Here is a 25,912-nt window from a genome sequence, read left to right on the forward strand (position 1 = left end):
CTGTGGGAGCCGAGCTTGCTCGCGATGGCGGCAGCAGCCATACAGATTAAAATAAGGCAAAAAAAACCGGCGCAACCGAGGTCGCGCCGGGGGTGGTGCCAGTGGCTGCGCGGATATTCGTGGGTCCGCACAACCCCTGTTGAACCCGTGTCGGTTACGCCCGTTCCAGCGCCAGGGCCACGCCTTGGCCGCCGCCGATGCACAGGGTCGCGAGGCCTTTCTTGGCGTCGCGCTTGATCATTTCATGCAGCAGAGACACCAGGACCCGGCACCCCGAGGCGCCGATAGGGTGGCCCAAGGCGATGGCGCCGCCGTTGACGTTGACCTTGTCCATGTCCCATTTCAGTTCCCGGGCCACGGCCAGCGATTGAGCGGCAAAGGCTTCGTTGGCTTCGATCAGGTCCAACTGGTCCAGGGACCAGCCGGCCTTGTCCAGGCAGCGACGGGTGGCCGAGACCGGGCCAATGCCCATGATGGCCGGGTCGACGCCGGCATTGGCGTAGGCACTGATTTTCGCCAGCACCGGCAAGCCCAGGGCCTTGGCTTTTTCCGCGCTCATCAGGATCACCGCGGCGGCGCCATCGTTGAGCGAGGACGCATTGCCCGCCGTAACGCTGCCGTCCTTCTTGAAGGCCGGCTTGAGCTTGCCCAGGGATTCGGCGGTGGTACCGGCGCGCGGTTGTTCATCCGCGGCGAACGCCACGGGATCGCCTTTGCGCTGGGGAATCAGGATCGGCGTGATCTCGTCGGCGAATCGCCCACCTTCGATGGCGGCGACCGCCTTCTGCTGGGACGCGGCGGCGAAGGCGTCCTGCTCCTCGCGGCTGATGCCGTACTTGTCCACCAGGTTCTCGGCGGTGATGCCCATGTGGTAATCGTTGAAGGCATCCCACAAGCCGTCGGTGATCATGCTGTCGATCATCTTCGCGTGACCCATGCGCAGGCCGGTGCGAGCGGCCGGCAGGACGTAGGGGGCCAGGCTCATGTTCTCCATGCCGCCGGCGATGATCACCTCGGCGTCGCCACAGCGGATCGCCTGGGCGCCCAGGTGCAACGCCTTGAGGCCCGAGCCGCAGACTTTGTTCAGGGTCAGTGCCGGCACCCCATGGGGCAGGCCGGCGAGGATCGACGCCTGGCGCGCCGGGTTCTGTCCGGAACCTGCGGTCAGCACCTGGCCAAGAATCACTTCATCGACCTGTTCGCCGGACAAACCGGTCTGTTCCAGCAGGCGACGAATCACCGCGGCACCGAGTTCCGGTGCGGGAATGGCAGCCAGCGAACCCTGGAAGCTGCCGATGGCGGTACGGGTAGCGGCGACAATCACGACTTCTTGCATCGAGTCTCTCCTCACTGGGCAGCGAACTGCATTTCAGGGACGTGGTCCGGCACGATCAATTTGCCGGCGGTCTTGGCGACGATTTCCTCGACGCTGACGCCCGGGGCACGTTCTTTCAGGATGAAGGCGCCGTCCTGGATTTCCAGGTAGGCGAGGTCGGTCAGCACGCGCTTGATGCAACCGGCACCGGTCAACGGCAGGCTGCAACGGGGCAGCAGTTTCGACTCGCCGTCCTTGGACGCATGGGTCATGGTGACGATGATGTTCTCGGCACCGGCCACCAGGTCCATCGCGCCACCCATGCCCTTGACCAGTTTGCCGGGGATCATCCACGAGGCGATGTTGCCTTCGACATCCACCTCGAACGCACCCAGCACGGTCAGGTCGATGTGGCCGCCACGGATCATGGCAAACGATTCGGCCGAAGAGAAGATCGACGCGCCAATGCGCGCAGTGACCGTCTGCTTGCCGGCGTTGATCATGTCGGCGTCGACTTCGGCTTCGGTGGGAAACGCGCCCATGCCGAGCAGGCCGTTTTCCGATTGCAGCATGACTTCCATGCCTTCGGGAATGTAATTGGCGACCAGGGTCGGAATGCCGATGCCCAGGTTCACGTAGTAGCCGTCCTGCATTTCGCGGGCGACGCGTTGAGCCATTTGTTCGCGGGAAAGTGCCATGGTGTTATTCCTTCATTCGGGCCGGGGGCAGGGGATCACTTACGCACGGTGCGCTGTTCGATGCGCTTTTCGAACGTGCCGCAAATGACCCGGTCGACGTAGATGCCAGGGGTGTGGATCTGCGTCGGGTCCAGCTCGCCGGGTTCGACGATTTCTTCCACCTCCACCACGGTGATCTTGCCCGCCGTCGCGGCCAGCGGGTTGAAGTTCTGCGCGGTGTGGCGATAGATCACATTGCCGAAATGGTCGGCCTTCCAGCCTTTGACGATGGCGAAGTCGCCCGTGATGGATTCTTCCATCAGGTACTGGCGGCCGTGGAATTCACGCACTTCCTTGCCTTCGGCCACGGGCGTGCCGACGCCGGTGGCGGTGAAGAACGCCGGGATGCCTGCGCCACCGGCGCGCATTTTTTCGGCGAGGGTGCCTTGGGGGGTGAGCACGACTTCGATTTCGCCGCTCAGCAGCTGTTTCTCGAACAGGGCGTTTTCGCCGACGTAGGAGGCGACCACCTTGCGAATCTGCCGGTCTTCCAGCAGCACGCCGAGGCCGAAACCGTCGACGCCGCAGTTGTTGGACACCACGGTGAGGTCGCGGATGCCCTTGCGCTTGATCTCGGCGATCAGGTTTTCCGGGATACCGCACAGGCCGAAGCCGCCGGCGATGACAGTCATGCCATCCTTCAAGCCTTCCAGCGCTTCCTCATAAGAGCTCACGCGTTTGTCGAAACCTGCCATAGACACCTCTTTTATTCTTGATGGGGTCGCAATGGGATGCAGTGTTGCGCCAAGTCATATATTTGTTAAGTTGATTTTTAGATTGTATTGATTGATAAAACTCAATAATTGCCGGCATCCGCTTGCGGCTTGAAGCTAACCACTTGCCGCTGGAAGCAGAGCGACCATGACCCTCAAGCAAATCCGCGCCTTCCTCGCCGTGGCCCAGAGCCTGAGCTTCGCCGTGGCCGGCGAGCGGCTGCACCTGTCCCAGTCGGCCCTGAGCCTGACCATCAAGGCCCTGGAAGAAGGCCTCGGTGGCCGCCTGTTCAGCCGCAACACCCGTAACGTGGCGCTGACCCCCGAAGGTGAGTCCTTACTGCCCCTGGCCCGCCGGCTGGTGGCCGACTGGGACAACGCCGAGGATGAAATGCGCCAGCGCTTCACCTTGCAGCGCGGTCGCGTGACGTTGGCGGCGATGCCGTCGTTTGCCGGCAACCTACTGCCGCCGATCCTCAAGACCTTCCGCGCCCGCTATCCGAATGTCAACGTCACGGTCAACGACGTGATCAACGAACAGGTGCTGGAAATGGTTCGTGATCGTCATGTGGAACTGGGCGTGGCGTTCGAACCGATGCAGGGTTCGTCGTTGGCGTTCACGCCCTTGTATCTCGATCGCTTCGTCGCGGTGGTGCCGCTGGACTCGCCGCTTGCCCAGCGCGACGAAATCCACTGGGAAACCTTGCTGGAGCAGCCATTCATCACGTTGCAACGACCCTCCACCGTTCGGGTGATGTTGGAGGAGCATCTGCAGGCCCGAGGTATGAAACTGCCCGTGGAGTTCGAGAGCCATCAACTGGCGACCGTCGGGCGGATGGTCGCCAGCGGCCTGGGCGTCAGTGCCGTGCCGGCCCTGTGTGTCGGGCAGATGCATGAGCTGGGGGCCCGCTGCATCACGTTGAGCGATCCGGTGATCGAACGGGCCATCGGGGTGCTGACCAAGCCGGGGCATGAGCTGTCGGCGGCGGCGCAGGCGCTGTTCGATACGCTGAGGGATCAGGAGTTGCCCGTACAGTTGATATCGAAGTAACCACAATCCCTGTGGGAGCGGGCTTGCTCGCGAAGGCGGTGGGTCAGTCGATATCTGCGTAGCTGACCCACCGCTTTCGCGAGCAAGCCCGCTCCCACAGAGGGTATTGCGTGGTATCAGATCAACAGTGGCAGCAGTTCTTCGCACGGTACTTCGACCTTCAAGTCCAGCAACTCATCAGCCCGGGTCTTGCCTCGGTTGATCGCCAGCAGCGGCTTGCCCTGGTCCTTGATCGCCCGGCACAGGCGGAACGCCGAATACGCCATCAACGATGAGCCCACCACCAACAGCCCATCCGCCTGTTCCACCGCCTGGGTGGCGCGGGTCGCGGTGGCGGCGGCGACGTTTTCACCGAAGAAAACCACATCGGGTTTCAAGCGTTCGCCCTCGCAATGGGGGCAACGGGGCACCTGGAAGCGCGCCTCGAACGCCGGGTCGAGCAGGGTGTCGCCATCGGGTGCCTGCACCGCATCGACGCCGGCCAGGTAAGGGTTTTCAGCTTCCATCAAGTGTTGAATCTGCTGTCGCTCGCTGCGCTGGCCGCAATCCAGGCACAGCACACGGTGCAGGCTGCCGTGCAGTTCGATGACGCCTTGGCTGCCGGCCTGGTCGTGCAAGGCGTCGACATTCTGGGTGATCAGGCCACTGATGCGAGCCTGTCCTTGTAATGCCGCCAAGGCCTCGTGGGCCTGGTTCGGTCGGGCTTGACGCAGGCGTGTCCAGCCCAGCATCGCTCGCGCCCAATAGCGCCGTCGCGCCTCGGCTTTGGCGAGGAACTCCTGGTACATCATCGGTTGCTTGCCCCGCCGCACGCCGTCGCTGTCGCGGTAGTCGGGAATGCCGGACGGGGTGCTGATTCCCGCGCCGGTCAGCACCAGGAAACGGCGCCCGGCCATGTACTGCTGCAGTTGTTCGACGGGGTCACGCTGAAGATCGTCGGGCATGTGGGTTCTCCGCTGGCCTGGAATCGTTGAGGTTAGCAGCGGGCTTGCCGCACGCCTTTCGTCGCCCTGCGCAGGTGTTTCTTCAAACTTTCCCCGGGCGTGGGACATCCACCTTATGTGCGCTATCTCAAAGCTCTCGCACTGCAGTGCGCCAATGACACTGATAAGGAGAACGCAATGGCAACCCCTAAAGAGAACCTGCTGGATTGGCTCAACGATGCCCATGCCATGGAACAGCAAGCGGAGAAAATGCTCAAGGCCCAGGCCGAGCGCCTGGAACATTACCCGGTCCTCAAGGCCCGGATCGAACAGCACATCGAGGAGACGCTCGGGCAGCAGAAGCTGGTGGAACAGTGCATCCAGCGCTTGGGCGGTAGCCCGTCGATGCTCAAGGACATGGCCGGCAAGCTGATGGCGTTCGGTCAAGCCATGGGCGGCATGGCGATGAGTGACGAAGTGGTCAAGGGCGCCATGAGTGGCTACGTCTTCGAGAACCTGGAGATCGCGTCCTACACCGTGTTGATCGAGGCGGCGAAAGTGGCTGGCGATGTGGAAACCCAAAGGGCTTGCGAGCAGATTCTGCCCCAGGAAATCGCCATGGCTGAATGGCTGCGCGATCACCTGCCGCAGATTACCGCAGCGTTCCTGGAACGCTCGGCCAATCCGCACACCGAAGCCAAGCGCTGAGGTGAAAAGTGTGGCGCGGCCCGACCGCGCCAAACCTGCCGTCAAAAGAAAAGAGGACAGGTATGAAGCAGACCACCGGTGAGGTAAGAGCCATCAATCGACAGAGCGCCAGGGTGGGTGTCTACGTGTCGGAAGAGGAGGGCCACACAGTGCTTGAATTGGGGCCCGCCAATGACGTCGACATCGGCGATGTCATGGAATGGGACACAACGGCCCTTGGCACCCAGACGTATCGCAACCTGACCAAAGGTTGGACCGACGAGGTGTATGTAGCGAAGCACGGCGTCGCGGCGGCCAACCTGGAGGTTCAATTACTGGTGGGATCGTGACAACACCCGGTCCCCAGGAGGACGAACATGAGCGAGCTGCGTTGTGGCTGCCCCGGCTGCCATTGCGAGGTAGATCCCGAGCGGGTGTTCAATCATGACGGCGAGGCCTATTGCAGCCAGGCCTGCGCAGAACAACACCCCAATGGCGAGCCGTGTCCGTCGGCGGATTGTCATTGCGAACGAAGTGGCAAGGTCGGCGAGCGGGACATTACCAACAATCAACTGGATGAAGCATTGGAAGAAACGTTCCCGGCCAGTGACCCGATTTCACCCTGACAATTGCTCTATCCGGGCATCGGCGACAGGGTGCCCGGACACCGCAAGCCGGTCAGTGCGGTGGTGCAAGACAACACCGGCAGCCCGCGAGTTTTGGCTTCCTGGAACGGCGCGAGGCTTGGGTGACGAGACCGGTGCAATGGGGTGCCGGCGCCACCGGGCCCTTGGCGGACAGCGTGGAAAGACACGCACTGTTTTTTAATGTTGAAGGCGGGGCCATTGTGGGAGCGGGCTTGCTCGCGATAGCGGTGTGTCAGTCAGCACCAATGCAGGCTGATCCAACGCCATCGCGAGCAGGCTCGCTCCCACAGGGTTATTGGATGACCTTGAGGTTTGGGTACAACACAGGGCGATTGTGGGAGCGGGCTTGCTCGCGAAGACGGCGGCACAGCCAACCTATATGCCAGCAGGTCCAACGCCATCGCGAGCAAGCTCGCTCCCACAGGTTTCTTCGTTGGACGAAGTTTCGGTATTTAACACTGCCAATCAATCGCCGCTTGTTTAATAGGCTGGCGCAATAAATACCCGGGCAGTGGGGATATAAATAAGGATGTTGACCGTTCGTCGCCGTTTGCAGCTCTTTTTTAAAACCTTAACGGCGTCAAATTTTCCGAATAGGACGAGCCGGCAGGTTCGTTGACATCAACTAACGAGGTGAATGAAATGGCTAACACAGGTAATAACAACCCTGGCAATTTCGCTAACGATCGTGAGAAGGCATCGGAAGCCGGGAAAAAAGGCGGCCAGGCGTCGGGCGGCAACTTTGCCAACGATCCGGAACGCGCATCCGAGGCTGGACGCAAGGGTGGCCAGGCGTCGGGCGGTAACTTCGCCAACGACCCGGAACGTGCTGCAGAGGCCGGCCGCAAAGGCGGGCAAGCCTCGGGTGGTAATTTTGCCAACGACCCTGAGCGGGCTTCGGAAGCCGGCCGCAAAGGTGGCCAGGCGTCGGGTGGCAACTTTGCCAACGACCGGGAAAAAGCCTCCGAAGCTGGCAAGAAAGGCGGTGAAAACAGCCACGGTGGCGGTCGTAAATCGTAATGTCCCGTGGTCTCGCAGGTCCCGTGCCGTTGGCATGGGACCTGTTCCGGCCTTGATATTAAAAGTCGGGTATTTATGCCCGGCTTTACTGATGTATTGACTGCTTAAAAGATGAGTGAGTTGCAATTAACCACTCGTCTTATGTCTTGAACAAAAAACTAAATTTTATTCGTTTAGCTTCTTCAGATTTTTCATGGGCCTGTCGTCGACAGTGTTCCCATGAAGTGTGCCTGAGCGAGGAGTTCAATCATGTTTCTACATAACAAACGATTGCAGTACACCGTACGTGTCGCTGAGCCTAATCCTGGACTCGCCAACCTGCTGCTCGAGCAGTTCGGTGGCGCCCAGGGGGAATTGGCGGCGGCGTCGCGTTATTTCACCCAGGCCTTGTCCGAGGACGATCCAGGGCGCAAGGATCTGCTGATGGACATTGCCACCGAAGAACTCAGCCATCTGGAAGTGATCGGCTCGATCATCGTCATGTTGAACAAGGGCGCCAAGGGCAAGATGGCTGAAGGGGTGGAGAAGGAGGGCCAACTGTACCGGGACATCAACGGTGCCGGTAACGACTCTCATATCACCAGCCTCCTGTACGGTGCCGGCTCGCCATTAACCAATTCCGCCGGCGTGCCGTGGACTGCCGCTTATGTGGACACGATCGGTGAGCCGACGGCAGACATGCGTTCCAACATCGCCGCTGAAGCCCGGGCAAAAATTGTCTATGAGCGATTGATGAACGTCACTGACGACCCGGGGGTAAAGGAAGCGTTGGGCTTTTTGATGACCCGTGAAATCGCCCATCAGTTGTCGTTCGAAAAAGCCTTGCATGCCATCCAGCCCAACTTCCCACAAGGTAAGCTGCCCGGCATGCCGGAGTTCACCAACGTGTATTTCAACATGTCCCAGGGTGAGCCTACCGTGCGTGGTCCATGGAACCAGGGCGAGGACTGGGAGTTCGTCGAGAATCCGGTTCCGGCGGTCGACGGTGGCGATGGCCTGGCCAGCGTCCAGTTGAGTGAAAAGGACGAAGCACTGTTGATGGACATGAAGGCGCGGACGATGTCCAACCCTGAAAGCAACCCCACCACAGGCGCCGACTTGGGTTCGGGGATGCAAGGTGACAAACTGTAAACAAATGGCGAGGGAGGCGACTCCCTCGCCTGATATTTCGAGCCAAGACCCGTAAGGACATTCGATGGACCAGCCCACTTCCCGGATTCGATCGCCCTGGCGCACTTGGCTGAACCCCGTGCAAGAGAATCTCTTGTTGGGGGTTACGTTCTGGCTCGGGCTGGCATTGGTGGCCGCGTTGTTGCTCTACAGTGGCTACAACGCCTTGGTTGGCGCCAATCGTCAAAACCTCGGCTACGCCGTGCTGGGCGGAACATCGGGTTTTGCCGCCACCGCCCTGGGGGCGATGATGGCGGTGGTGCTGCGGGATATCTCCTCGCGTACCCAGGACATTATGCTGGGGTTTGCCGCCGGCATGATGCTCGCCGCCAGTTCGTTCTCATTGATCCTGCCGGGCATCGAAGCGGCACAGATAATCTGTGGCAATCAGTTGCTCGCCGCGTTTGTCGTGGTGGTGGGCCTGGGGCTGGGCGTGGCCCTGATGATCGGCCTGGACCGTTTCGTGCCGCACGAACATGAACTCAGTGGCCGGCGTGGTCCCCAGGCCGAGCGGATCAATCGTGTCTGGTTGTTTGTACTGGCCATCACCCTGCACAACTTGCCGGAAGGCATGGCCATCGGCGTCAGTTTTGCCGACGGCGATTTCAAGGTCGGTTTGCCCCTGACCACCGCCATTGCCATCCAGGACATTCCCGAGGGCCTGGCCATTGCCATGGCGCTGCGCGTCACCGGTATCAGCACCTTGCGTGCCGCGCTCATCGCGGTCGGTTCAGGGCTGATGGAGCCACTGGGGGCGGTGATCGGCCTGGGCATGTCGTCGGGCGTGGCCGTCGCGTACCCCATCAGCCTGGGGCTGGCGGCGGGGGCGATGATCTTCGTGGTCTCCCACGAGGTGATTCCCGAGACCCATCGCAACGGCCATGAAACCCCGGCCACCCTCGGCTTGATGATGGGCTTTGCGGTGATGATGTTTCTCGACACGGCGTTGGGTTGAGCGCGTCACCGATACCCTCTGTCAACGTTTCGGCAAATTTCTGGAACATCCGAAATTTCCCCTGGGTCAGTGTTGATGACAGGTGAAGCCGCCTCTGCCGGCTTCACCCCATCAACCTTTCGAGGCTCGCCTTCTGAACAGAGGAAGATTGAAATGGCCAGAAAAACCGTGACAGACCTGTTCATCCACGAACTGTCCGATGTCTACAGTGCTGAAAAACAGATCACCCGTGCCTTGCCGCGCATGGCTCGGGCCACCACCAACCCTTTGCTCGCACAAGCCTTTCACGATCACCTTGAGGAAACCCAAGGCCAGATTGAGCGCATCGATACCCTCGTCGAAGTGGCGGGGATCAAGCTCAAGCGCATGAAATGCATCGCCATGGAAGGACTGGTGGAGGAGTCCAAGGAGCTGATCGAGGAAATCGAAAAAGGCGCGGTGCTCGATGCGGGGCTGATCGGCGCGGCGCAGAAAGTCGAGCACTACGAAATCGCCAGTTACGGCACCTTGATCGCCATGGCCAAGCACCTGAAGCTGGGCGATGAAGTGGTCGGCCTGCTGTTGGCGACCCTCAAGGAAGAAAAAGCCACCGACGAGAAACTCTCGAAGATTGCCGAGCAGGGCGGCAACCAGGCGGCGACGATGGAGTCCTGAGTTCGACGTCGCTTTTTTGTGGCGAGGGAGCTTGCTCCCGCTGGACTGCGCAGCAGTCCCAGGTTTTGGGGTTGAACGCAGAAATTTTTGGGGCTGCTTCGCACCCCAGCGGGAGCAAGCTCCCTCGCCACGGGTTCTACGTGAATCGGGCATCGATGTTCGCATCAGTGCCCATTTTTTTTTGCCGTAAAAACCCATCAAGCGGCTTCAACGACCACACAGCGTCCAGCCTTCAAACTTGTTGGAACTAGCCCGCATCGCGTCCCGTCATTTGTTCTGAGAGGCACTTATCCAGGCATCGCTTAGCGACTGCCTGTCGTTGAGTTTTTCATCACGGAGGCGATGGACAGACATGACTATCCCGGACAACAACCCCGAGCGACAAAGCGGCACTTCAAGCCAAGGTCGGCCTGAGGAATCCCTGAACCACATCAAGGAGGACGTGAACGAAGCGATCGGCAGCGCTCGCGAGAAGGCCGATGCGCATTTTGGCCAATACCGCGATACCGCGGCGGACCAGATCGATGCCTTGGCGCGTGGCGCCAAATCCGCCATGTCGGAGCTCGAAGCCAACGACACCCTCGGCTTATCCCATTATCTGGCGGACATGGCCGATTGCATGAGCGGCCTGGCCGGCAAATTGCGCAACAAGAGTGCCGAACAGTTGCTGCATGACGGTTCTCGCCTGGCGCGGGATAACCCCGGTCTGTTCCTCGCCGGCAGCATCGCGGTGGGCTTTGGGCTGTCGCGATTCCTCAAGGCCGGTGCCTCGCCGGTCGCCACCGAGGCCGACGAACCCGCCGCCGGCCATTCAAACCCACCCGCCGGAGGATTCGGCGCCCAGCGGCCTTTTGAATCGACCCCTGATCCCATCGGCCCCGGTGCCGCTACCCGCAGCGGCCTGGCCACCGGTGTCACCCCGACCTCACCGAGTGTTCAGGACCATCCCAGTGATTCAGCCACCGGCTCGCTGCCGGGTTCGGCCAATACCAGAGGAGAATTGTGATGAACCGACCAGACCCGGATATGCAGCGTACCGCCAGCGCCTCGACGCCCGAAAGCGATGCCTCGGTCATGGGGTTGCTCAGGCAATTGACCCACGAAGTCCCCTCGCTCTTCACCAAGGAATTGGCGCTGGCCAAGGCTGAATTCCAGGCGAGCCTCAACACGCTCAAGGCGGGCATTGCTGCGGTGGCCGGTGGCGCCATGGTGCTCATGGCCGGCTTCATCATCCTGTTGATGGCGGTGGTGTATGGCCTGAGTACGATGATGGCGCCCTGGCTGGCCGCGCTGATCGTCGGCGTCGTGGTCATGATCATTGGTTTTGTCATGGTCCAGTCGGGCAAGAAACAGTTCGAACCGTCCCACTTCAAGCCTGACCGAACGCTCGATGCCTTGAACAAAGATCAGGAAGCCCTGCGGAGGAAAGCCTCATGAAGGATGAATTCAAAACCGAATCCGAAAAGAGCCCAGAGACCATCGAGCGCGAAATCGACGAGCAGCGCGCCCATATCAGCCATATCGTCGACGCCTTGGGCAGCAAGTTCACGCCAGGGCAAATGCTGGATCAGGCCCTGGGGCTCGTGAAGGGAAATGGCGCCGAGTTTTTCGGCAACCTGGGCACTACGGTGCGCAACAACCCGGTGCCGACCGTGTTGACCACGGTTGGCTTGTGCTGGCTGATGCTCGGCCAGAACCATCCGCCGCGGGTCGGTTATCGCGTCGGGCCGGACCAGGATTCCAGCGGTTGGAGCGAAGGGCTTGCCGGTGGCCTGGACAGTGCGCGGGAGCACCTGCACAGCGGCAGTGATTCATTGCGCGAAGGCTTTCACCATCTCAAGGACAAAGCTGCGCACCTGGCGGACGACGTGGGCGCCAGCGCCCGCCATGCCCGGCACAGCGCTCATCAAGCGGGCGAGCGCATGGCCCAAGGGTCGCAGCACCTGGGCGATGAGTTCAGCCGTCTGCTCAAGGAGCAGCCGTTGATGATGGCGGCGGCGGGTATCGCCCTCGGGGCGATGCTGGGCGCGGCGTTGCCCAGCACCTCTACCGAACAGCGAACGATGGGCAAGACCAGCGCCGACCTAGCCGACAAGGTCAAGCGCACGGCGCGGGAGGGTTATGAAACGGTGCGCGATACGGTGAGCAAAACCACCGAACACCGTGACGAGCCCGCCGTTACGCCGGCCAACGGGCGGGCCCACTCCGGCACGGATCTGTCTGGCGGGCTGGGCACTTCGTAGGCGCACGCGAGGTGCGGCGCAGGGCGATCTGCGCCGCACCTGTCAACCTTGACAGTAGCCTCGATCACCGTTCGGTTATTTCATGGGCCGTACACCCTTCTCAAGGAGGCAGCACATGAAACGTCAGATCCCGTTCACCGGCCGTCTGATCTTCATCGGCTTCGGCTCCATCGCCCGGGCCACGTTGCCCTTGCTGCTGGGGCAGGATCACGTCGAGATCAAGCAGATCACCGTCATCGCACCGGTGATCGACCACAACATCTGGTTCAAGGAGCGGGGAATCCGTTTTATCCCCAAGGCTCTGACCCGAAAAACCTATGCACAAATCCTGGATCGCTTCGTCAAGCGTGGTGATTTCATCGTCAACCTGTCCGTCGAGGTCAGCTCCCTGGACCTCATGGCGTACGCGTTCGAGAAGGGCGCGCTGTACCTCGACACCTGCGTCGAGCCGTGGGCGGGAGGCTACGAGGATCCGCACCTGGACCTTTCCCATCGGACCAATTACGCATTGCGCTATCAAGTGCTGGGCCTGCGCAAAAAACTGGGCAGAGGCCCGACGGCAGTGGTGGCCCATGGCGCCAATCCCGGTTTGATCACCCATTTGCTCAAGGCCGGGCTGGTTGAACTGGCGACGCAATTGAAGCAGCCGCTGCCGCAAAAACCGGGCGGTGTGGACTGGGCCAGGCTGAGCATGGCGTTGGGGATCAAGGTCATTCATTTTGCCGAGCGCGACAGCCAACGCTCCCAGCGTCCCAAGGAAGACGACGAGTTCGTCAACACCTGGTCGGTGGAGGGGTTCATCAGCGAGGGCCGTCAGCCGGCCGAGTTGGGGTGGGGGTCCCATGAACGGACTTGGCCAGCGGCTGCCCGGCGTCATGGTTTCGGGAGCCGCAACGCGATCTATCTGGAACGCCCGAGCGCCAGCGTCTTGATCAAGACCTGGACGCCGGTGGGCGGGCCGTGCCTGGGGCTGATGATCACCCACCACGAAACCGCTTCGACGGCCGATTTGCTGACCGTGAAGGACCCGCGCAAGTTGGTGTATCGACCGACCCTGCATTACGCCTATCACCCCTGCAACGATGCCTGGCTGTCAGTCCATGAGCTGATCGGTCGTGGCTGGGAAACCCAGGCCCGGCAGCGAATCCTCAACGGCGAAATCGATCCCGGTGGGGTGGATGCCCTGGGTGTCTTGCTGATGGGGCATGAAATGAACGCCTACTGGTTCGGTTCGGTGTTGAGCATTGACGAGGCGAGGGCCCTGATGCCCTTCAATAACGCCACCAGCCTGCAAGTGGCGGCCGGTGTCATGGCGGGAATCGTCTGGGCCATTGAACATCCGGATCGTGGCATCGTCGAGCCGGAACAAATGGACTATGAACGCGTGCTGGAAGTCGCCCGGCCTTACCTGGGGACGTTGGTGGGCAAGTGCACCGATTGGACGCCGACCGGTGCCCTTCACAAGGCTCGCGGGGATGGCGCGGCCGATGATTGGCAATTCGAGCATTTCACCCGGTTCTGAATGAGCGGCTGAGCGACACCAATCCCCTGTGGGAGCGAGCCCGCTCGCGATAGCGGTGGTTCAGTTACAAGAATGTTGACTGACACGACGCCATCGCGAGCAGGCTCGCTCCCACAGGGAACCGCGGTGTATTTGGCGTGTTTGGGCCGGATCCCTGTTCATCGCGACCTATACTCAACCCCATGGATGACAGGAATCCGGGGTGGCGCGACTGTGCGGCGTTCGCTGATGTTGGCCGTTGTGCTCGTTCTGGCGGGGTGCGCCACGCCACAGCGCGGTCCACCGGTTGCCACGGTGATGATTGCCCAGGACACCTGGCGACAGGTAGACCAGCAGATCATCGCGGCGTCGAAGAGCGCCCTCGAACAGGCGGCCGTCTATGCACGCGGGTCGATGGAGCATTGGCGCGTGTTGGTGTATGAACGCACCGAGGCTGAATTCATCCCCTGGTTCAGCAGCTACTGGACCCAGGAATGGCTGGCGGTGAAGGTCAGCTGGTACGCGGCCAGTGCCGAGGGCGAGGCGGATTCTTCGGCCAAGCGCCTGGCGGTTTACCTGCAGGAGCAATATCGCGAGCAGGTGCTGGCGCCGGTGGCGGTGGAAATCGATCCCGAGGCGATCAGGGCCAACGCGACGGGTTACTACATCCGTCAGCTCAGTCAACAGGCCCAGGTCATCGCCCAGCGGCATCGAATCCCGAACGAGCTGATGAACCGACGCCTGCATGGCATCCCTGCCATCCGCCTGGGTCCGCCGGCGGCGCGTGATGCTTCGTTGTACGAAATGGTTCACGCCGAGCCGCTGAATACCTTGCCGGCCTATGCGGCCCTGATCGATCACGTCGACAAGGCTGCAAGCACGGGGGCCGGGCCATCGGAGGCGGTGATCGCAACCGTGGCGCAACGCACCAGCGAAAAAATCGAGGCCCAGTTCGCCACGCGCGGGGCAACCGGTGCGGCGGCGGCCGTGGCCGGGAAGGCGGCCGGGGCGTTGATTTCGGTGGGCGTGGCGGGTATTCGCGCGATCATCCACGAGGGTGAGCGGCCGGAAATGGAGGCGCAGATCCGCAAGAGTCTGAGTGCGGCGTTCGACGAAGCCTGGTTCAAGTCACTCAAGCATCCCCTCAGCGGGGTGATGGCACCGGTGTATTACCTGGACGAGGAAATCAAAGGCAACCTGGTGGAGGCGGACCTGGCCAATCGAGCGGTGGTCTTGCCGGACCTCAAGCCATGACGGACCGACTCATTCCGAGCCGAGGGTGACGCGACAACCCTTGCGATGGCGGATCTGTTCGTCCGATGGACGCTCCTTGATGAACTCGAAGCGCGGTTCGCCTTCGCTGTAGATCACCAGCCAGCCCCATTCCAGTTCGCTTTCATCCTGCCCGGGCTGGGGCGGCGAGGCCCACCAGGGTTCTTTTTGCATGATCTGACGCATCGTCTACTCCTGCCGATTGATCCTTTGAACTATAGACCGCTCGTTGAAGACGCTTGCATCCTGTGGGAGCAAGGCTGCCCGCGAAGCAGGCGACTCGGTTCCGGATAGACCGTGTGATCGTTATCGCGGGCAAGCCTTGCTCCCACAAAGCAGTGTTCCACAAAACCGGGTCCCTCAATGCCTCTGCTACAGGTCATGAACCTCAAGTTTGATAGTCAGTGTGCTCTGATCCCGCCCACCAGCGTCTAGCGTCTGTATCCCCGCACTCGAACGGGGAATGACTGGACCCCGCGCATATGCAAGCACTGTTGAACGAGATCCTCGATGCGGTTCGCCCCCTGATCGGTCAGGGCAAGGTCGCCGACTACATTCCTGCCCTGGGCACCGTGGTGCCCAATCAGTTGGGCATTGCCGTGTACGGCAATGATGGCGAGTTGTATTACGCCGGCGACGCTGAAACAGCGTTTTCAGTGCAGAGTATTTCCAAGGTGTTCAGCCTGGTGCAGGCCATCGGGCATTCCGGTGAAGCGATCTGGGAGCGCCTGGGCCATGAGCCATCTGGCCAACCTTTCAACTCCCTGGTGCAATTGGAATTCGAGCGCGGCCGCCCGCGTAACCCGTTCATCAATGCCGGCGCGTTGGTGATCTGCGATATCAACCAGTCCCGCTTCGCCGCGCCAGCGCTGTCGATGCGCGATTTCGTGCGCCGCCTGTCGGGTAACCCCCAGGTGATGGTGGACGGCAAGGTCGCCGAGTCGGAGTACCAGCACCGTGCCCGCAACGCGGCGATGGCGTACCTGATGCAATCGTTCGGCAACTTCCACAATGACGTGGAAGCGGTGCTGCGCAGTTATTTCAGCCACTGCGCCCTGCGGATGAGCTGCATCGACCTGGCGCGGGCGTTCTGCTTCCTGGCCAACGACGGGTTCTGCAAACACAGCGGCGAACAGATCCTCAGCGCCCGGCAAACCCAGCAGGTCAATTCCATCATGGCCACCAGCGGTCTGTACGATGAGGCTGGCAACTTCGCTTATCGCGTCGGCCTGCCGGGCAAGAGTGGTGTCGGTGGCGGGATTGTCGCCGTGGTGCCGGGCCGGTTCACCGTCTGCGTCTGGTCGCCGGAACTCAACGCCGCCGGTAACTCCCTGGCCGGCATGGCGGCGCTGGAGATGATGAGCCAGCGCATTGGCTGGTCGGTGTTCTAGTTCCCACAAAAAAGGGCCCGCTCCTGGTTCAGGCGCGGGCCCTTTTGTTAGGGGATTTCAGCAGAGGCGGTCGATAACCCGGACCTCGGACGTGTTCTGCATCGACTGCCAGGCCTGGGTCAGCGTTTGCAGCACGCGGCCCATGAAGTCTTTGTCAGCTGCGGCCTTCTTGCCCACGTAGCCCTGGCCACGGCGGTACATCTTCAGCCGGGCGCACAGCTCTTGCGTGTTCTTTTCGAACTCGTCTTCCTGGGTGTAAGGCGACAGGCAGTCCATACGCACCTGGCCAGTCTTGCTGATCCAGAGGATATGGCTGTCGAGTGTGTCCTTGTGTGCGGCGAACATGCGAGCCAGTTCATCAATAGATGGTTGATTATTCAGATTCATGTGTAAGCCCCTTGACCATTTGGTTGATCTGTCTGGTGGTTCGCAAAAAACTTCGCTACTCGGTAAGTGCCTGCCTGCTACCGAAACCAGGCCGTCAGCGTTCGTCCGTCTGACTTCGACGGGGTCGTGCATCGGTTGTGTAGTGTTATCGAAGGGCTGCTACGCAAATGCGCTACAACGAAGAGAAACAGCGAAGAATCTCAGGCAGTGTCAACTTTCGAGGGTCGACCACGCGCGTCATGAGGATCTTCGCTAGCGTTTCTCGTCCTTGTTACCGGACGGTCATGCCAGGTCAGCACCTTCAATCTGCCTTGTGGGCAGTCCCTTATCCAAAAAACAGCTCGGCGGTCAGACGAGCTTGCTCAAACAGTTGCCTGTACTCCCGATCGGGGAGACGTCTGCATCATGCAAGGGCAAATCGGAGGCGTCAACGGTTTTGTAGTGATTATTTTTGGTCACTACATATTGTCGGACAAAACGGTTTGGGTATGAAAAACGGTTGCGAGTGATCACCTGTGGCGAGGGAGCTTGCTCCCGCTGGGCTGCGTAGCAGCCCTAAAAACCTGTCGGTGCATGAGTCAAATTGACCGAGTCGCCTGCATTGGGGTTGCTGCGCAACCCAGCGGGAGCAAGCTCCCTCGCCACAAAGGCAGCGCTTGGAATCGGCGCTGTTCAAGTGGCCTTGGCCTTGCTCGCCTTGCGCGGTTCACCGCTAGCCTTGCGCTTGGCCGGCTTGCGCTTGTTTTTCCACGGTGTTGCGCCACGCCCGGCGGGGCTGGCCGGGCCGCTGATGGTCAGGCTCATGCCCTGGCAGCGGGCGACGTGCTTGCTCATCCAGGCGGCTTGCCGGGTGACGAATTCTTCCAGGCTCATTTCTCCGCTTTGCACCATGTCCAGGGCTTGTTCCCAGATAGCGGTGGTGCCTGGGTCGGCGATGGCTCGGGGCACGGCGTCGATGAGGCTGAAGGCCGCCGGGGTGGCGGACAGGGCCTTGCCGTTTTTCACCAGGTAACCGCGGTCGAGCAGCCCTTGGATGATCGAGGCCCGGGTCGCTTCGGTGCCGATGCCGGTGGTGTCCTTGAGCTTCTGCTTGAGCAACGGGTCTTCCACCAGCTTGGCGACGCTCTTCATCGCCTTGATCAGGTCGCCTTCGGTGAAGGGCTTGGGTGGCTGGGTCCAGAGGTCCTTGGGTTTCACCTCGTCCACCGCGCAATCGCGACCTTCGGCCAATGCCGGCAGGACCTGCGGCGCCGGTGCTTCACGGCCCCTGGCCTGCGCCAGTGCGTCGGGCAGGGCGCGTTTCCAGCCGGGCTCGACGATCTGCTTGCCCACGGCACGCAGCGCCTGGCCAGCACAGTCGAAGTCGGCCTGGGTCCGGTCGTATTCGTGGTTGGGCAGGAACTGCGCCAGGTAGCGCGCGCGAATCAGCGTATAGACCGCGCGCTGCTTGCCGGCGAGTTTGTCCAGGTTCCTGGCGGCGGCGGTGGGAATGATGCCGTGGTGGGCGCTGACCTTGGCATCGTTCCAGGCCCGGGACTTGCGCTGCGCCTGCAAATGCTCGCGCAGTGGAGCGAGGCTGGGGTCGGCCTGGGCAAGGGCGGCCAGGATGGCCGGTGCTTCGCTGTGCTGGCTCAAGGGCAGGAAACCGCAATCGCTGCGCGGGTAGGTGATGAGCTTGTAGGTCTCGTAGAGCGACTGGGCGATGTCCAGGGTTTCCTGGGCGCCGAGGCCGAGCTTCTTCGAGCAGACTTCCTGCAGGGTGCCCAGGTCGAAGGGTAACGGCGCCGCTTCGCGCAGGCGCTCGGTACGTACTTTCAGCGTTCGGGCGGTGGCGGCGTTGCTCATGGCCTGGGCGGCATCCCGGGCCAGCGCCTGGTTCAGGCAGCGCTCCTGGTCGTCGCAGGCATCCGGGTCGGCGCGCCACTGGGCGGTAAACGCCGTGCCGTCGTGGCTGAGCTGCACGTCGATGGCCCAATAGGCGACGGGCACGAAGTTGGCGATGCTGCGGTCGCGGTCCACCACCAGTCGCAGCGTCGGTGTTTGCACGCGACCGACCGGCAACACGCCCTGGTAGCCGGACTGGCGCCCCAGTAAGGTGAACAGGCGACTCATGTTCATGCCGATCAGCCAGTCGGCCCGGGAGCGACCCAGGGCCGAGTGATACAGGTTGAAGGTTTCGACCCCCGGCTTGAGGGCGGCCAGGGCCTTGCGGATCGACGCTTCGTCCAGGGCCGACAACCATAACCGCCGGATCGGCCCGCGATAACGGCAATGTTCCACCAGCTCCCGGGCGATCATTTCGCCCTCACGGTCGGCGTCGGTAGCAATCACCAGTTCTTTCGCTTCCCCCAACAGGCGCTTGACCGCCTTGTACTGGCTGGCGGTTTTCGGCTTGACGGTCATTTTCCATTGCGCCGGCACGATGGGCAGGTCGGCCAGGACCCAGCGCTTGTAGCGCGCGTCGTAGGCATCGGGTGGAGCGGTTTCCAGCAGGTGGCCGATGCACCAGGTGACCGTGACGCCAGGGCCCAGCCAGCAACCGTCGCCACGGCGCGTGGCGCCGAGTACGGCGGCGATGTCCTTGGCCTGGGACGGTTTTTCACACAGGTACAGCTGCATAGCGCCCTTTTCCTGAAGCAGATTTCATGGGCTTGTAGCATGGTCATGGATGCGCGCCAGGGCAAGTTTTATCTGTATGGATATACAGACAAAAGCGTTGCGCTGCGTTGCCAAGGGGGCTGGCGTGACATTCGGCGCTCGGTTGGCACGCAGAATGAATTTCTCGAAAGGGTATCGCTCATAACTTCAAGGCGGTTGAAACCGCAAAGAAGGTTTATGAGGTCAAGGAGAGTCACTTTCATGAATTCGATGCCAAATGGCGACGGCCAGGCGACTACACGTTTGATTCTCGTTGTGGAAGATGATCCAACCATTCTGGAGTTCCTCTGTGAAATCCTCGAGGACGAAGGGTTCGTCGTGGAGCCTCGGGAAAGCGCCGATGCGGCGTTGACGTTCCTCGAAGAGAGCGCCCACTACGTCGATCTGTTGCTCACGGACATCACCATGCCCGGCAAGATCGACGGTGCGGAGCTGGCCAACCTCACGGGGGATCGCTGGCCGCAGATCCCGCTGTTGATCATGTCTGGTTTCGAGACGCCGGAAAGCGCTGGAATCAAGCACCACGCGTCGTTCATTGCCAAGCCTTGGGCCTTGGGCCAGATGTTGGACCTGGTGGAGAGCACGGTGAAAAATCACTCGATCAACTGAGTGATTCCGGAGAGGGGGAATGTCCGGGCACGTTTGGGTTGCAAGCGACGGTGCCGTCTATGACAATGCGAGTCATTATCAGTCGCGAATTATTCCATTGCCATGCCCGCCAACGATCTGTCCTTACGCAGTGCTGTCGACGTTCTGTACAGTGATCATCACAGTTGGCTCCAGGGCTGGTTGCGCAAGCGCTTGGGCAATGCCTTCGATGCGGCTGACCTGACCCAGGATACGTTTGTGCGGGTCATCAAGGCGCGCACGGCGCTGGATATCCGCGAGCCGCGCCCCTACCTGTCGATGATCGCCAAAGGGCTGTTGATCGACCTGTTTCGCCGCCGCTCGCTGGAACAATCCTACCTCGAAGCATTGGCCGCCATGCCGCAAGAGCAGCATCCCTCGCTGGAAGAGCAGGCGATCCAGCTCCAGGCCCTGATGGAGATCGATCGTCTGCTCCTGGGATTGGGGCCGCGCGTCAGGCAGGCGTTCATCCTGTCGCAGTTCGATGGCCTGACCTATCCGCAAATTGCCGAGCGCCTGGGCGTCAGCGTCCGCACGGTCAACAATCACATGGCCAAGGCCATGGAGCATTGCTGCCTCATGCAAATTCAATTGCAGCTTTCATGAACCTGCCGCCCGAAGAATTGCAAGCCATCCGTGTGGCGGCACGGTGGTACGCCCGGCTGAATTCCGGGATTACCACTGACGCGGACCGGGCCGATTGGCGCGCCTGGCTGGCTGCCGATCCGTTGCACGGCCAGGCCTGGCAGCGCATGGCCGCGGTGGCCGAGCAAATGGCGAGTGTGCCGGGCGCCCTGGCGGCACCGACCTTGAGCGACACCCACCAGCGCTCCCGCCGCCAAGTGTTGCGCAGCGCCTTGCTGCTGACATCCGCTGGCGGCCTGGGTTGGTTGAGCTGGCGCAGCCAGGCCACGCAGAACCTGCTTTGCGATTACCGCACGGCGGTGGGCGAGCGTCGCGAGTTCCAGTTGGCCGATGGCAGCACGCTCATGCTCAACACCGACACCTCGATCAACGTTCGTTTCGATGGACAGCAGCGGCGCCTGGAACTGTTGCGGGGTGAGGTGCTCGTGACGACGGCGGTCGATCCCCAGCGTCGTCCGTTCAAGGTGGTCACGGGGCCGGCCGAGGTGCTGGCCCTGGGCACGCGTTTCATTGTCCGTAGCCAGGCGCGGGGCGGTGAAGTGGCGGTGCTGGAGAAAGCGGTCGAGGTGAGCCTGCCAGCACGTGGAGCCAGGATGCGCGTCGAGGCCGGCCAGCGCCTGGATTTCAATGAGCGTTCGTTAGGGACGCTGCGCGGCAACGATGTGTCGGTGGGGGCCTGGCAGAAGGGAAGCATTATCGCCATTGACCGTCCCCTGGCGGCGTTGCTGGACGAACTGTCGCGTTACCGTCCCGGCGTGCTGCGTTGGGATCCGGCGATTGGCGACTTGAAAGTGTCCGGTGTATTTCCCGTCGATGACACTGATCTCGCCCTGGCCGCGCTGGAAAGTGGCTTTTCGTTGCGGGTGACCCGCTACAGCCGATTCTGGGTCCAGGTCGCCGGTGGCGATCGGCGCTGATGCTGCGTAATAAAAAAACCAACCCTTGCACTTTTCATCCTCATCGTTCGGCTCTTCCTCAGTGAGTTTTTATTGACCGTTTGGGGGAGGGGAAATATGACGTGGGTGAGTGCGCCAGGCCGTCTGGTGTTTGCAATGAAAATCGGCTTGCTGGCGGTCACGACCGCTGGCGCCACGGCCGTGCATGCCAGCCCGGTTGCAGCGGCTGCGGCGCAGCAGAGTGCGGTGCAGGCCTACGATATCGGCGCCGGCCGCCTGGTGGATGTGCTGACCCGTTTTTCCAGCGCCGCCGGTATTGCCCTTTCGTTTGATGCTCGGCAACTCGAAGGTTTGCAATCGCCCGGCCTGAAAGGTTCTTTCGGCGTGGGCGAGGGCTTTGCCCGCATTCTTGGCGGTAGTGGCTTGCAAGCCGAGCCCCAGGCCAACGGCACGTACGTGCTGCGCCGGCTGCCTGCCAACGGTTCGGCCATGGAACTGGGCGCCACCCGCATCGAGGCACAGCGGCTCGGGGCGACCACCGAGCAGAGCAATTCCTACACGACGGGGGCGGTCACCATCAGCAAGGGCGAGCACTCCCTGCGCGAAACGCCGCAGTCGGTGACGGTGATCACCCGCAAGATGCTCGATGACCAGAACCTCAATACCATCGAACAAGTCATGGAGAAGACGCCTGGCATTACCGTCTACGACTCGACCATGGGCGGCAAGTATTTCTACTCCCGCGGGTTCCGCATGTCTGGCCAGTATCAATACGACGGCGTTCCGCTGGACATGGGCAACAGCTATGTCCAGGCCGACAGTTTCAGCAGCGACATGGCTTATTACGACCGTGTCGAAGTCCTGCGTGGCGCCGCCGGGATGATGAAGGGGGCAGGCGGCACATCCGGCGGCGTCAACTTCGTGCGTAAACGCGGCCAGACCACGGCGCAGACCGAACTCAGCCTGTCCGGTGGCACCTGGGACAACTACCGTGGGCAAGTCGATACCGGTGGCCCGTTGAATGATTCCGGCACCGTGCGGGGCAGGGCGGTGATCGCCGAGCAGAGCCGGCATTATTTCTACGACGATGCCCGGCGCAAGGACCAGATCTACTACGGCGCCCTGGACTTCGACCTGTCGCCCGACACGACGCTCGGCCTTGGCGTTGCCTATGAAGACGTCGACGCAAGCCCCTGCTGGGGCGGGCTGCCGCGCTACCGGGACGGCAGCGACCTGAAACTCAGCCGCTCCACCTGCCTGGACCCGTCGTGGAACACCTGGCGTAGCCAGCGGACCACGGTGTTCGGTGATATCGCCCATCACCTCAATGACGATTGGGCCGTGAAGGTCGCCGGGGTCTATACGAAAAATACCCAGGACATCAAATACGCCTTTGCATCGGGCTCGGTGGCGCCCGGCACCTCGACCACCAACATGCTGGGCAGCATGTACGATTATGACCAGGTCGATTACGGCCTCGATGCCTACCTGGACGGCAAGTTCGACGCCCTGGGGCAACAACATGAGTTGATCGTCGGTTTCAACGCCAGCCGCTCGGACAAGGATGACTTCTTCTCGGTGGCACTGCTGCCGCAGAAGCAGAATGTGTTCGAGCCGGATCGGCATATTCCCGAACCGGACGACAGTTACTTCATCGAAAACTCGACACGCGGTGGGCCGGTCAAGACCCTGACCGAGCAACACGGCATGTATTCGACCCTGCGGCTGAAACTGGCGGACCCGTTGACGTTTGTCGTCGGCAGCCGGGTGAGCTGGTACAGCTCCAAGACCGATTCGGAGTTCCTCACCGGCGGTTCGGAGCACGCCAAGAGCACGGAGACGGGCCAAGTCACGCCGTTTACCGCCGTGTTGCTGGACCTCAACGAGCACCTGACGGCCTATGCCAGCTATTCGGATATCTTCACGCCCCAGGGCAACTATCGCTCCGAAAGCGGCTCGGCACTCAAGCCCCTGGTGGGCGAGAGTTATGAGCTGGGGATCAAGGGCGAGTGGTTCGAGGGACGCCTGAACAGTGCCTTCAACCTGTTCCGCACGGTGCAGAAAGATCAGGCCCAGACGGACTACGCCTCCAGCTGTGCGTCCTCGGACGGTTATTGCTATGAGAACGCCGGCAAGGTGCGCGCCCAGGGTTTCGAAGCCGAGATCAGCGGTGAAGTCATCGAGCGCCTGCAATTGCTGGCCGGCTACACCTACACCCAGACCAAGACCCTCGACGACATTGATACCAGCCTCAACGGCGGCTCGTTCAACAGCTACGTGCCGCGCCATGTGCTGCGCCTGTGGGGCGATTATGCCCTCGGCGGGGCGTTGGAACGGTTCAGTGTCGGCGCCGGGGTCAATGCCCAAAGCGACAACTTCCGTGTATCGCCGGTCAGCGGCGAGAAGATCACCCAGGCCGGTTATGCGGTGTGGAACGGTCGCGTTGGCTACCGCATCGATGACACCTGGTCGGTGGCCCTCAATGGCAACAACCTGTTCGACAAGCGCTACTACACCACCATCGGCACCGAGAGCTTCGGTAACTATTACGGTGAGCCGCGCAACTTCACCATGACGATGAAGGCGCGCTTCTGAGGCGGTGGCGAGGGCGCCAGTGCCCTCGCCACGGTTCTGCCCTCAGTTGGTATCCAGGTCCACGTTCTTGGTTTCCCGCAGGCAGATCATGCCCACCACCAGGCTCACCCCGGTGATCACCACCGGGTACCACAGCCCATAGAAGATATCCCCGGTATAGACCACCAGGGCAAACGACACGGTGGGCAGGAAACCGCCGAACCAGCCGTTGCCGATGTGGTAGGGCAGGGACATGGAGGTGTAGCGAATGCGGGTCGGGAACAGTTCGACCATCAACGCCGCCAGCGGCCCGTAGCACATCGCCGAGATGATGATCAGCGCGACGATCAAGGCCACGATCATCGGGCGGTTGATCTGCTGCGCATCGGCCTGTTGCGGGTAGCCGGCCAGGGTCACCGCACCGCGCAGGGCCGCCTCGTCGTAGCCTTCGAGTTTCACGTCACCGACGCTGATCTGCACCGTGCTGCCGACCGGGGCCGCGACGCTGCTGTAGGGCAGGCCTTGCTTGACCAGGAAGGTCTTGACCTTGTCGCAAGGGCTGTCGAAACGCGCCTTGCCCACCGGGTCGAACTGGAAGGTGCAGGTGGCCGGATCGGCGATCACGGTGATGGGTGCCTGGCGGCTCGCCAGGTCGATGGCCGGGTTGGCGTAGTGGGCCAAGGTCTTGAAGATCGGGAAGTACAGGGCCGTCGCCAGCAGCAGGCCGATCATCAGCACCGGTTTGCGCCCGACCTTGTCCGACAGCCAGCCGAAAAAGATGAAGAACGGTGCGCCGATCACCACGCTGACAATCAGCAGGCTATTGGCGAGGGCCGGGTCCATCTTGAGGAATTGGGTGAGGAAAAACAGCACATAGAATTGCGCGGCGTAGAAGGTCACCGCTTGCCCGGCGTTGATGCTGAACAGGGCGATCAGCACCACCTTGAGGTTTTCCCATTTGCCGAAGGATTCGCGGATCGGCGCCTTGCAGCACTTGCCTTCTTCTTTCATTTTCAGGAAGGCCGGCGACTCATGCAGGCTCAGGCGAATCCAGGTGGAGATGCCCAGCAGCAGGATCGACAGCAGGAAAGGAATGCGCCAGCCCCAGACTTCGAACTGATCACCGGTGAAGTAGCGGCAACCCAAAACCACCAGCAGCGACAGCAGCAGCCCGAGGGTGGCCGTGGACTGAATCCAACTGGTATGAAAACCGCGCTTGCCCATTGGCGCATGCTCGGCAACATAAGTCGCCGCGCCACCGTACTCACCGCCCAGGGCCAGGCCCTGGAGCATGCGCAACACCACCAGGATGATCGGCGCGGCGATGCCGATGCTGGCGTAGTTGGGCAGCAGGCCGACGCAGAAGGTCGCCAGGCCCATGAGCACGATGGTGGCCAGGAACGTGTACTTGCGCCCGATCATGTCCCCCAACCGACCGAACACCAGGGCCCCGAACGGCCGCACGATGAAACCGGCGGCGAAGGCCATCAGGGCGAAAATGAACGCGGTGGTGTCGTTGACCCCGGCAAAGAACTGCTTGCTGATCACCGCCGCCAGGGCGCCGTAGAGGAAAAAGTCGTACCACTCGAACACCGTCCCCAGGGACGAGGCGAAGATGACTTTCTGGGTTTCCTGGCTGGTGCCGGCGCTGCGCGTGGCTTCCAGGGGCTGAACATGCTCGGACATAGCGGTATCCCTCACAGTGATTGTTTTTGTTGTTCCACTGCGACGCCGAATGGGGCGTCTCCTGATTTGACACGTTCCTTTTGCTTGCACATTTCCCTGTGGGAGCGGGCTTGCTCGCGAAGGCGGTGTGTCAGCTAACGATGATGTCGACTGGCACACC

Annotated in this window: 26 protein-coding genes; 18 read left to right on the top strand and 8 right to left on the bottom strand. The window is 61.6% G+C overall.

Annotated features, from left to right (window positions below):
* Positions 1–154: 154 nt before the first annotated feature.
* From HU767_RS25900 to HU767_RS25910, 3 genes are read right to left on the bottom strand one after another with little or no spacing between them, the layout of a single operon-like run.
* The gene (locus HU767_RS25900; protein WP_186710515.1) at positions 155–1,336 is read right to left on the bottom strand and encodes an acetyl-CoA C-acetyltransferase; all 1,182 of its coding nucleotides are present in this window, start codon (positions 1,334–1,336) and stop codon (positions 155–157) included.
* A gap of 11 nt (positions 1,337–1,347) precedes the next feature.
* Entirely contained in the window at positions 1,348–2,013 is a 666-nt protein-coding gene (locus tag HU767_RS25905; protein ID WP_003180355.1) for a CoA transferase subunit B, read from the bottom strand.
* Positions 2,014–2,048: 35 nt separating this feature from the next.
* Positions 2,049–2,747: a CoA transferase subunit A gene (locus HU767_RS25910; RefSeq protein ID WP_003200117.1), complete on the bottom strand. Its 699-nt coding sequence runs from the start codon at positions 2,745–2,747 to the stop codon at positions 2,049–2,051.
* Between the two features lie 166 nt (positions 2,748–2,913).
* Here HU767_RS25910 and HU767_RS25915 point away from each other — a divergent pair, with 166 nt between their 5' ends.
* Complete coding sequence (locus HU767_RS25915; protein ID WP_186710513.1) at positions 2,914–3,816, top strand: LysR family transcriptional regulator; 903 nt, start codon at positions 2,914–2,916, stop codon at positions 3,814–3,816.
* Positions 3,817–3,932: 116 nt separating this feature from the next.
* Here HU767_RS25915 and HU767_RS25920 read toward each other — a convergent pair whose 3' ends face one another.
* Positions 3,933–4,760, bottom strand: coding sequence for an NAD-dependent protein deacetylase (locus HU767_RS25920; RefSeq protein WP_186710511.1), 828 nt, complete (start codon positions 4,758–4,760; stop codon positions 3,933–3,935).
* Positions 4,761–4,937: 177 nt separating this feature from the next.
* Between HU767_RS25920 and HU767_RS25925 the strand changes: the two genes are divergently transcribed.
* From HU767_RS25925 to HU767_RS25980, 12 genes are all read left to right on the top strand, one after another.
* Entirely contained in the window at positions 4,938–5,447 is a 510-nt protein-coding gene (locus HU767_RS25925; RefSeq protein WP_186710509.1) for a ferritin-like domain-containing protein, read from the top strand.
* A 62-nt stretch (positions 5,448–5,509) separates the two neighbouring features.
* Complete coding sequence (locus tag HU767_RS25930; RefSeq protein WP_186710508.1) at positions 5,510–5,776, top strand: hypothetical protein; 267 nt, start codon at positions 5,510–5,512, stop codon at positions 5,774–5,776.
* Positions 5,777–5,803: 27 nt separating this feature from the next.
* Positions 5,804–6,052: a metallothionein gene (locus HU767_RS25935; protein ID WP_186710507.1), complete on the top strand. Its 249-nt coding sequence runs from the start codon at positions 5,804–5,806 to the stop codon at positions 6,050–6,052.
* Between the two features lie 663 nt (positions 6,053–6,715).
* Entirely contained in the window at positions 6,716–7,093 is a 378-nt protein-coding gene (locus tag HU767_RS25940) for a general stress protein (RefSeq protein WP_186710506.1), read from the top strand.
* A 249-nt stretch (positions 7,094–7,342) separates the two neighbouring features.
* Positions 7,343–8,224: a manganese catalase family protein gene (locus tag HU767_RS25945; protein ID WP_186710505.1), complete on the top strand. Its 882-nt coding sequence runs from the start codon at positions 7,343–7,345 to the stop codon at positions 8,222–8,224.
* A gap of 64 nt (positions 8,225–8,288) precedes the next feature.
* The gene (locus tag HU767_RS25950) at positions 8,289–9,218 is read left to right on the top strand and encodes a ZIP family metal transporter (protein ID WP_186710504.1); all 930 of its coding nucleotides are present in this window, start codon (positions 8,289–8,291) and stop codon (positions 9,216–9,218) included.
* 153 nt (positions 9,219–9,371) lie between these two features.
* Positions 9,372–9,872, top strand: coding sequence for a ferritin-like domain-containing protein (locus tag HU767_RS25955; RefSeq protein ID WP_186710503.1), 501 nt, complete (start codon positions 9,372–9,374; stop codon positions 9,870–9,872).
* Positions 9,873–10,224: 352 nt separating this feature from the next.
* Positions 10,225–10,878, top strand: coding sequence for a hypothetical protein (locus tag HU767_RS25960; protein ID WP_186710501.1), 654 nt, complete (start codon positions 10,225–10,227; stop codon positions 10,876–10,878).
* Complete coding sequence (locus HU767_RS25965) at positions 10,878–11,309, top strand: phage holin family protein (protein ID WP_186710499.1); 432 nt, start codon at positions 10,878–10,880, stop codon at positions 11,307–11,309. The genes HU767_RS25960 and HU767_RS25965 overlap by 1 nt, the downstream gene beginning before the upstream one ends.
* The gene (locus HU767_RS25970) at positions 11,306–12,115 is read left to right on the top strand and encodes a DUF3618 domain-containing protein (protein WP_186710497.1); all 810 of its coding nucleotides are present in this window, start codon (positions 11,306–11,308) and stop codon (positions 12,113–12,115) included. The genes HU767_RS25965 and HU767_RS25970 overlap by 4 nt, the downstream gene beginning before the upstream one ends.
* Positions 12,116–12,230: 115 nt before the next feature.
* Entirely contained in the window at positions 12,231–13,637 is a 1,407-nt protein-coding gene (locus HU767_RS25975) for a saccharopine dehydrogenase C-terminal domain-containing protein (RefSeq protein ID WP_186710495.1), read from the top strand.
* A 228-nt stretch (positions 13,638–13,865) separates the two neighbouring features.
* Positions 13,866–14,870, top strand: coding sequence for a hypothetical protein (locus tag HU767_RS25980; protein ID WP_225917555.1), 1,005 nt, complete (start codon positions 13,866–13,868; stop codon positions 14,868–14,870).
* A 9-nt stretch (positions 14,871–14,879) separates the two neighbouring features.
* Here HU767_RS25980 and HU767_RS25985 read toward each other — a convergent pair whose 3' ends face one another.
* Positions 14,880–15,074, bottom strand: a complete 195-nt coding sequence (locus HU767_RS25985) for a hypothetical protein (RefSeq protein ID WP_053123348.1) — start codon at positions 15,072–15,074, stop codon at positions 14,880–14,882.
* A 296-nt stretch (positions 15,075–15,370) separates the two neighbouring features.
* Between HU767_RS25985 and glsB the strand changes: the two genes are divergently transcribed.
* Positions 15,371–16,279 carry a glutaminase B gene (gene glsB / locus HU767_RS25990; protein ID WP_186710491.1) on the top strand — a complete coding sequence of 303 codons (909 nt, stop codon included), beginning with the start codon at positions 15,371–15,373 and terminating at the stop codon, positions 16,277–16,279.
* Positions 16,280–16,336: 57 nt separating this feature from the next.
* On the opposite strand, the gene HU767_RS25995 is transcribed toward glsB, so the two are convergent.
* Entirely contained in the window at positions 16,337–16,666 is a 330-nt protein-coding gene (locus HU767_RS25995) for a hypothetical protein (protein ID WP_186710489.1), read from the bottom strand.
* A 672-nt stretch (positions 16,667–17,338) separates the two neighbouring features.
* Complete coding sequence (locus HU767_RS26000; RefSeq protein WP_186730826.1) at positions 17,339–19,285, bottom strand: DNA topoisomerase III; 1,947 nt, start codon at positions 19,283–19,285, stop codon at positions 17,339–17,341.
* A 240-nt stretch (positions 19,286–19,525) separates the two neighbouring features.
* Between HU767_RS26000 and HU767_RS26005 the strand changes: the two genes are divergently transcribed.
* The 4 genes from HU767_RS26005 to HU767_RS26020 all read left to right on the top strand — a co-directional run bounded on the left by HU767_RS26005 (position 19,526) and on the right by HU767_RS26020 (position 24,087).
* Positions 19,526–19,933 (top strand): response regulator, encoded by a 408-nt coding sequence (locus tag HU767_RS26005; protein ID WP_186710484.1) that lies wholly within the window; start codon positions 19,526–19,528, stop codon positions 19,931–19,933.
* A 102-nt stretch (positions 19,934–20,035) separates the two neighbouring features.
* The gene (locus HU767_RS26010; RefSeq protein ID WP_186730827.1) at positions 20,036–20,557 is read left to right on the top strand and encodes a sigma-70 family RNA polymerase sigma factor; all 522 of its coding nucleotides are present in this window, start codon (positions 20,036–20,038) and stop codon (positions 20,555–20,557) included.
* A complete protein-coding gene (locus HU767_RS26015) occupies positions 20,554–21,513 on the top strand; it encodes a FecR domain-containing protein (protein WP_186710483.1) in 960 nt (319 codons plus the stop codon). Before HU767_RS26010 ends, HU767_RS26015 begins: the two co-directional genes overlap by 4 nt.
* A gap of 96 nt (positions 21,514–21,609) precedes the next feature.
* Positions 21,610–24,087 (top strand): TonB-dependent receptor, encoded by a 2,478-nt coding sequence (locus tag HU767_RS26020; RefSeq protein WP_186710476.1) that lies wholly within the window; start codon positions 21,610–21,612, stop codon positions 24,085–24,087.
* A gap of 42 nt (positions 24,088–24,129) precedes the next feature.
* Here HU767_RS26020 and HU767_RS26025 read toward each other — a convergent pair whose 3' ends face one another.
* Complete coding sequence (locus tag HU767_RS26025; RefSeq protein WP_186730828.1) at positions 24,130–25,752, bottom strand: MFS transporter; 1,623 nt, start codon at positions 25,750–25,752, stop codon at positions 24,130–24,132.
* Positions 25,753–25,912 lie beyond the last annotated feature (160 nt).

Source organism: Pseudomonas sp. SWRI179, assembly GCF_014268705.1.
Classification (GTDB): Bacteria; Pseudomonadota; Gammaproteobacteria; order Pseudomonadales; family Pseudomonadaceae; genus Aquipseudomonas; species Aquipseudomonas zanjanensis.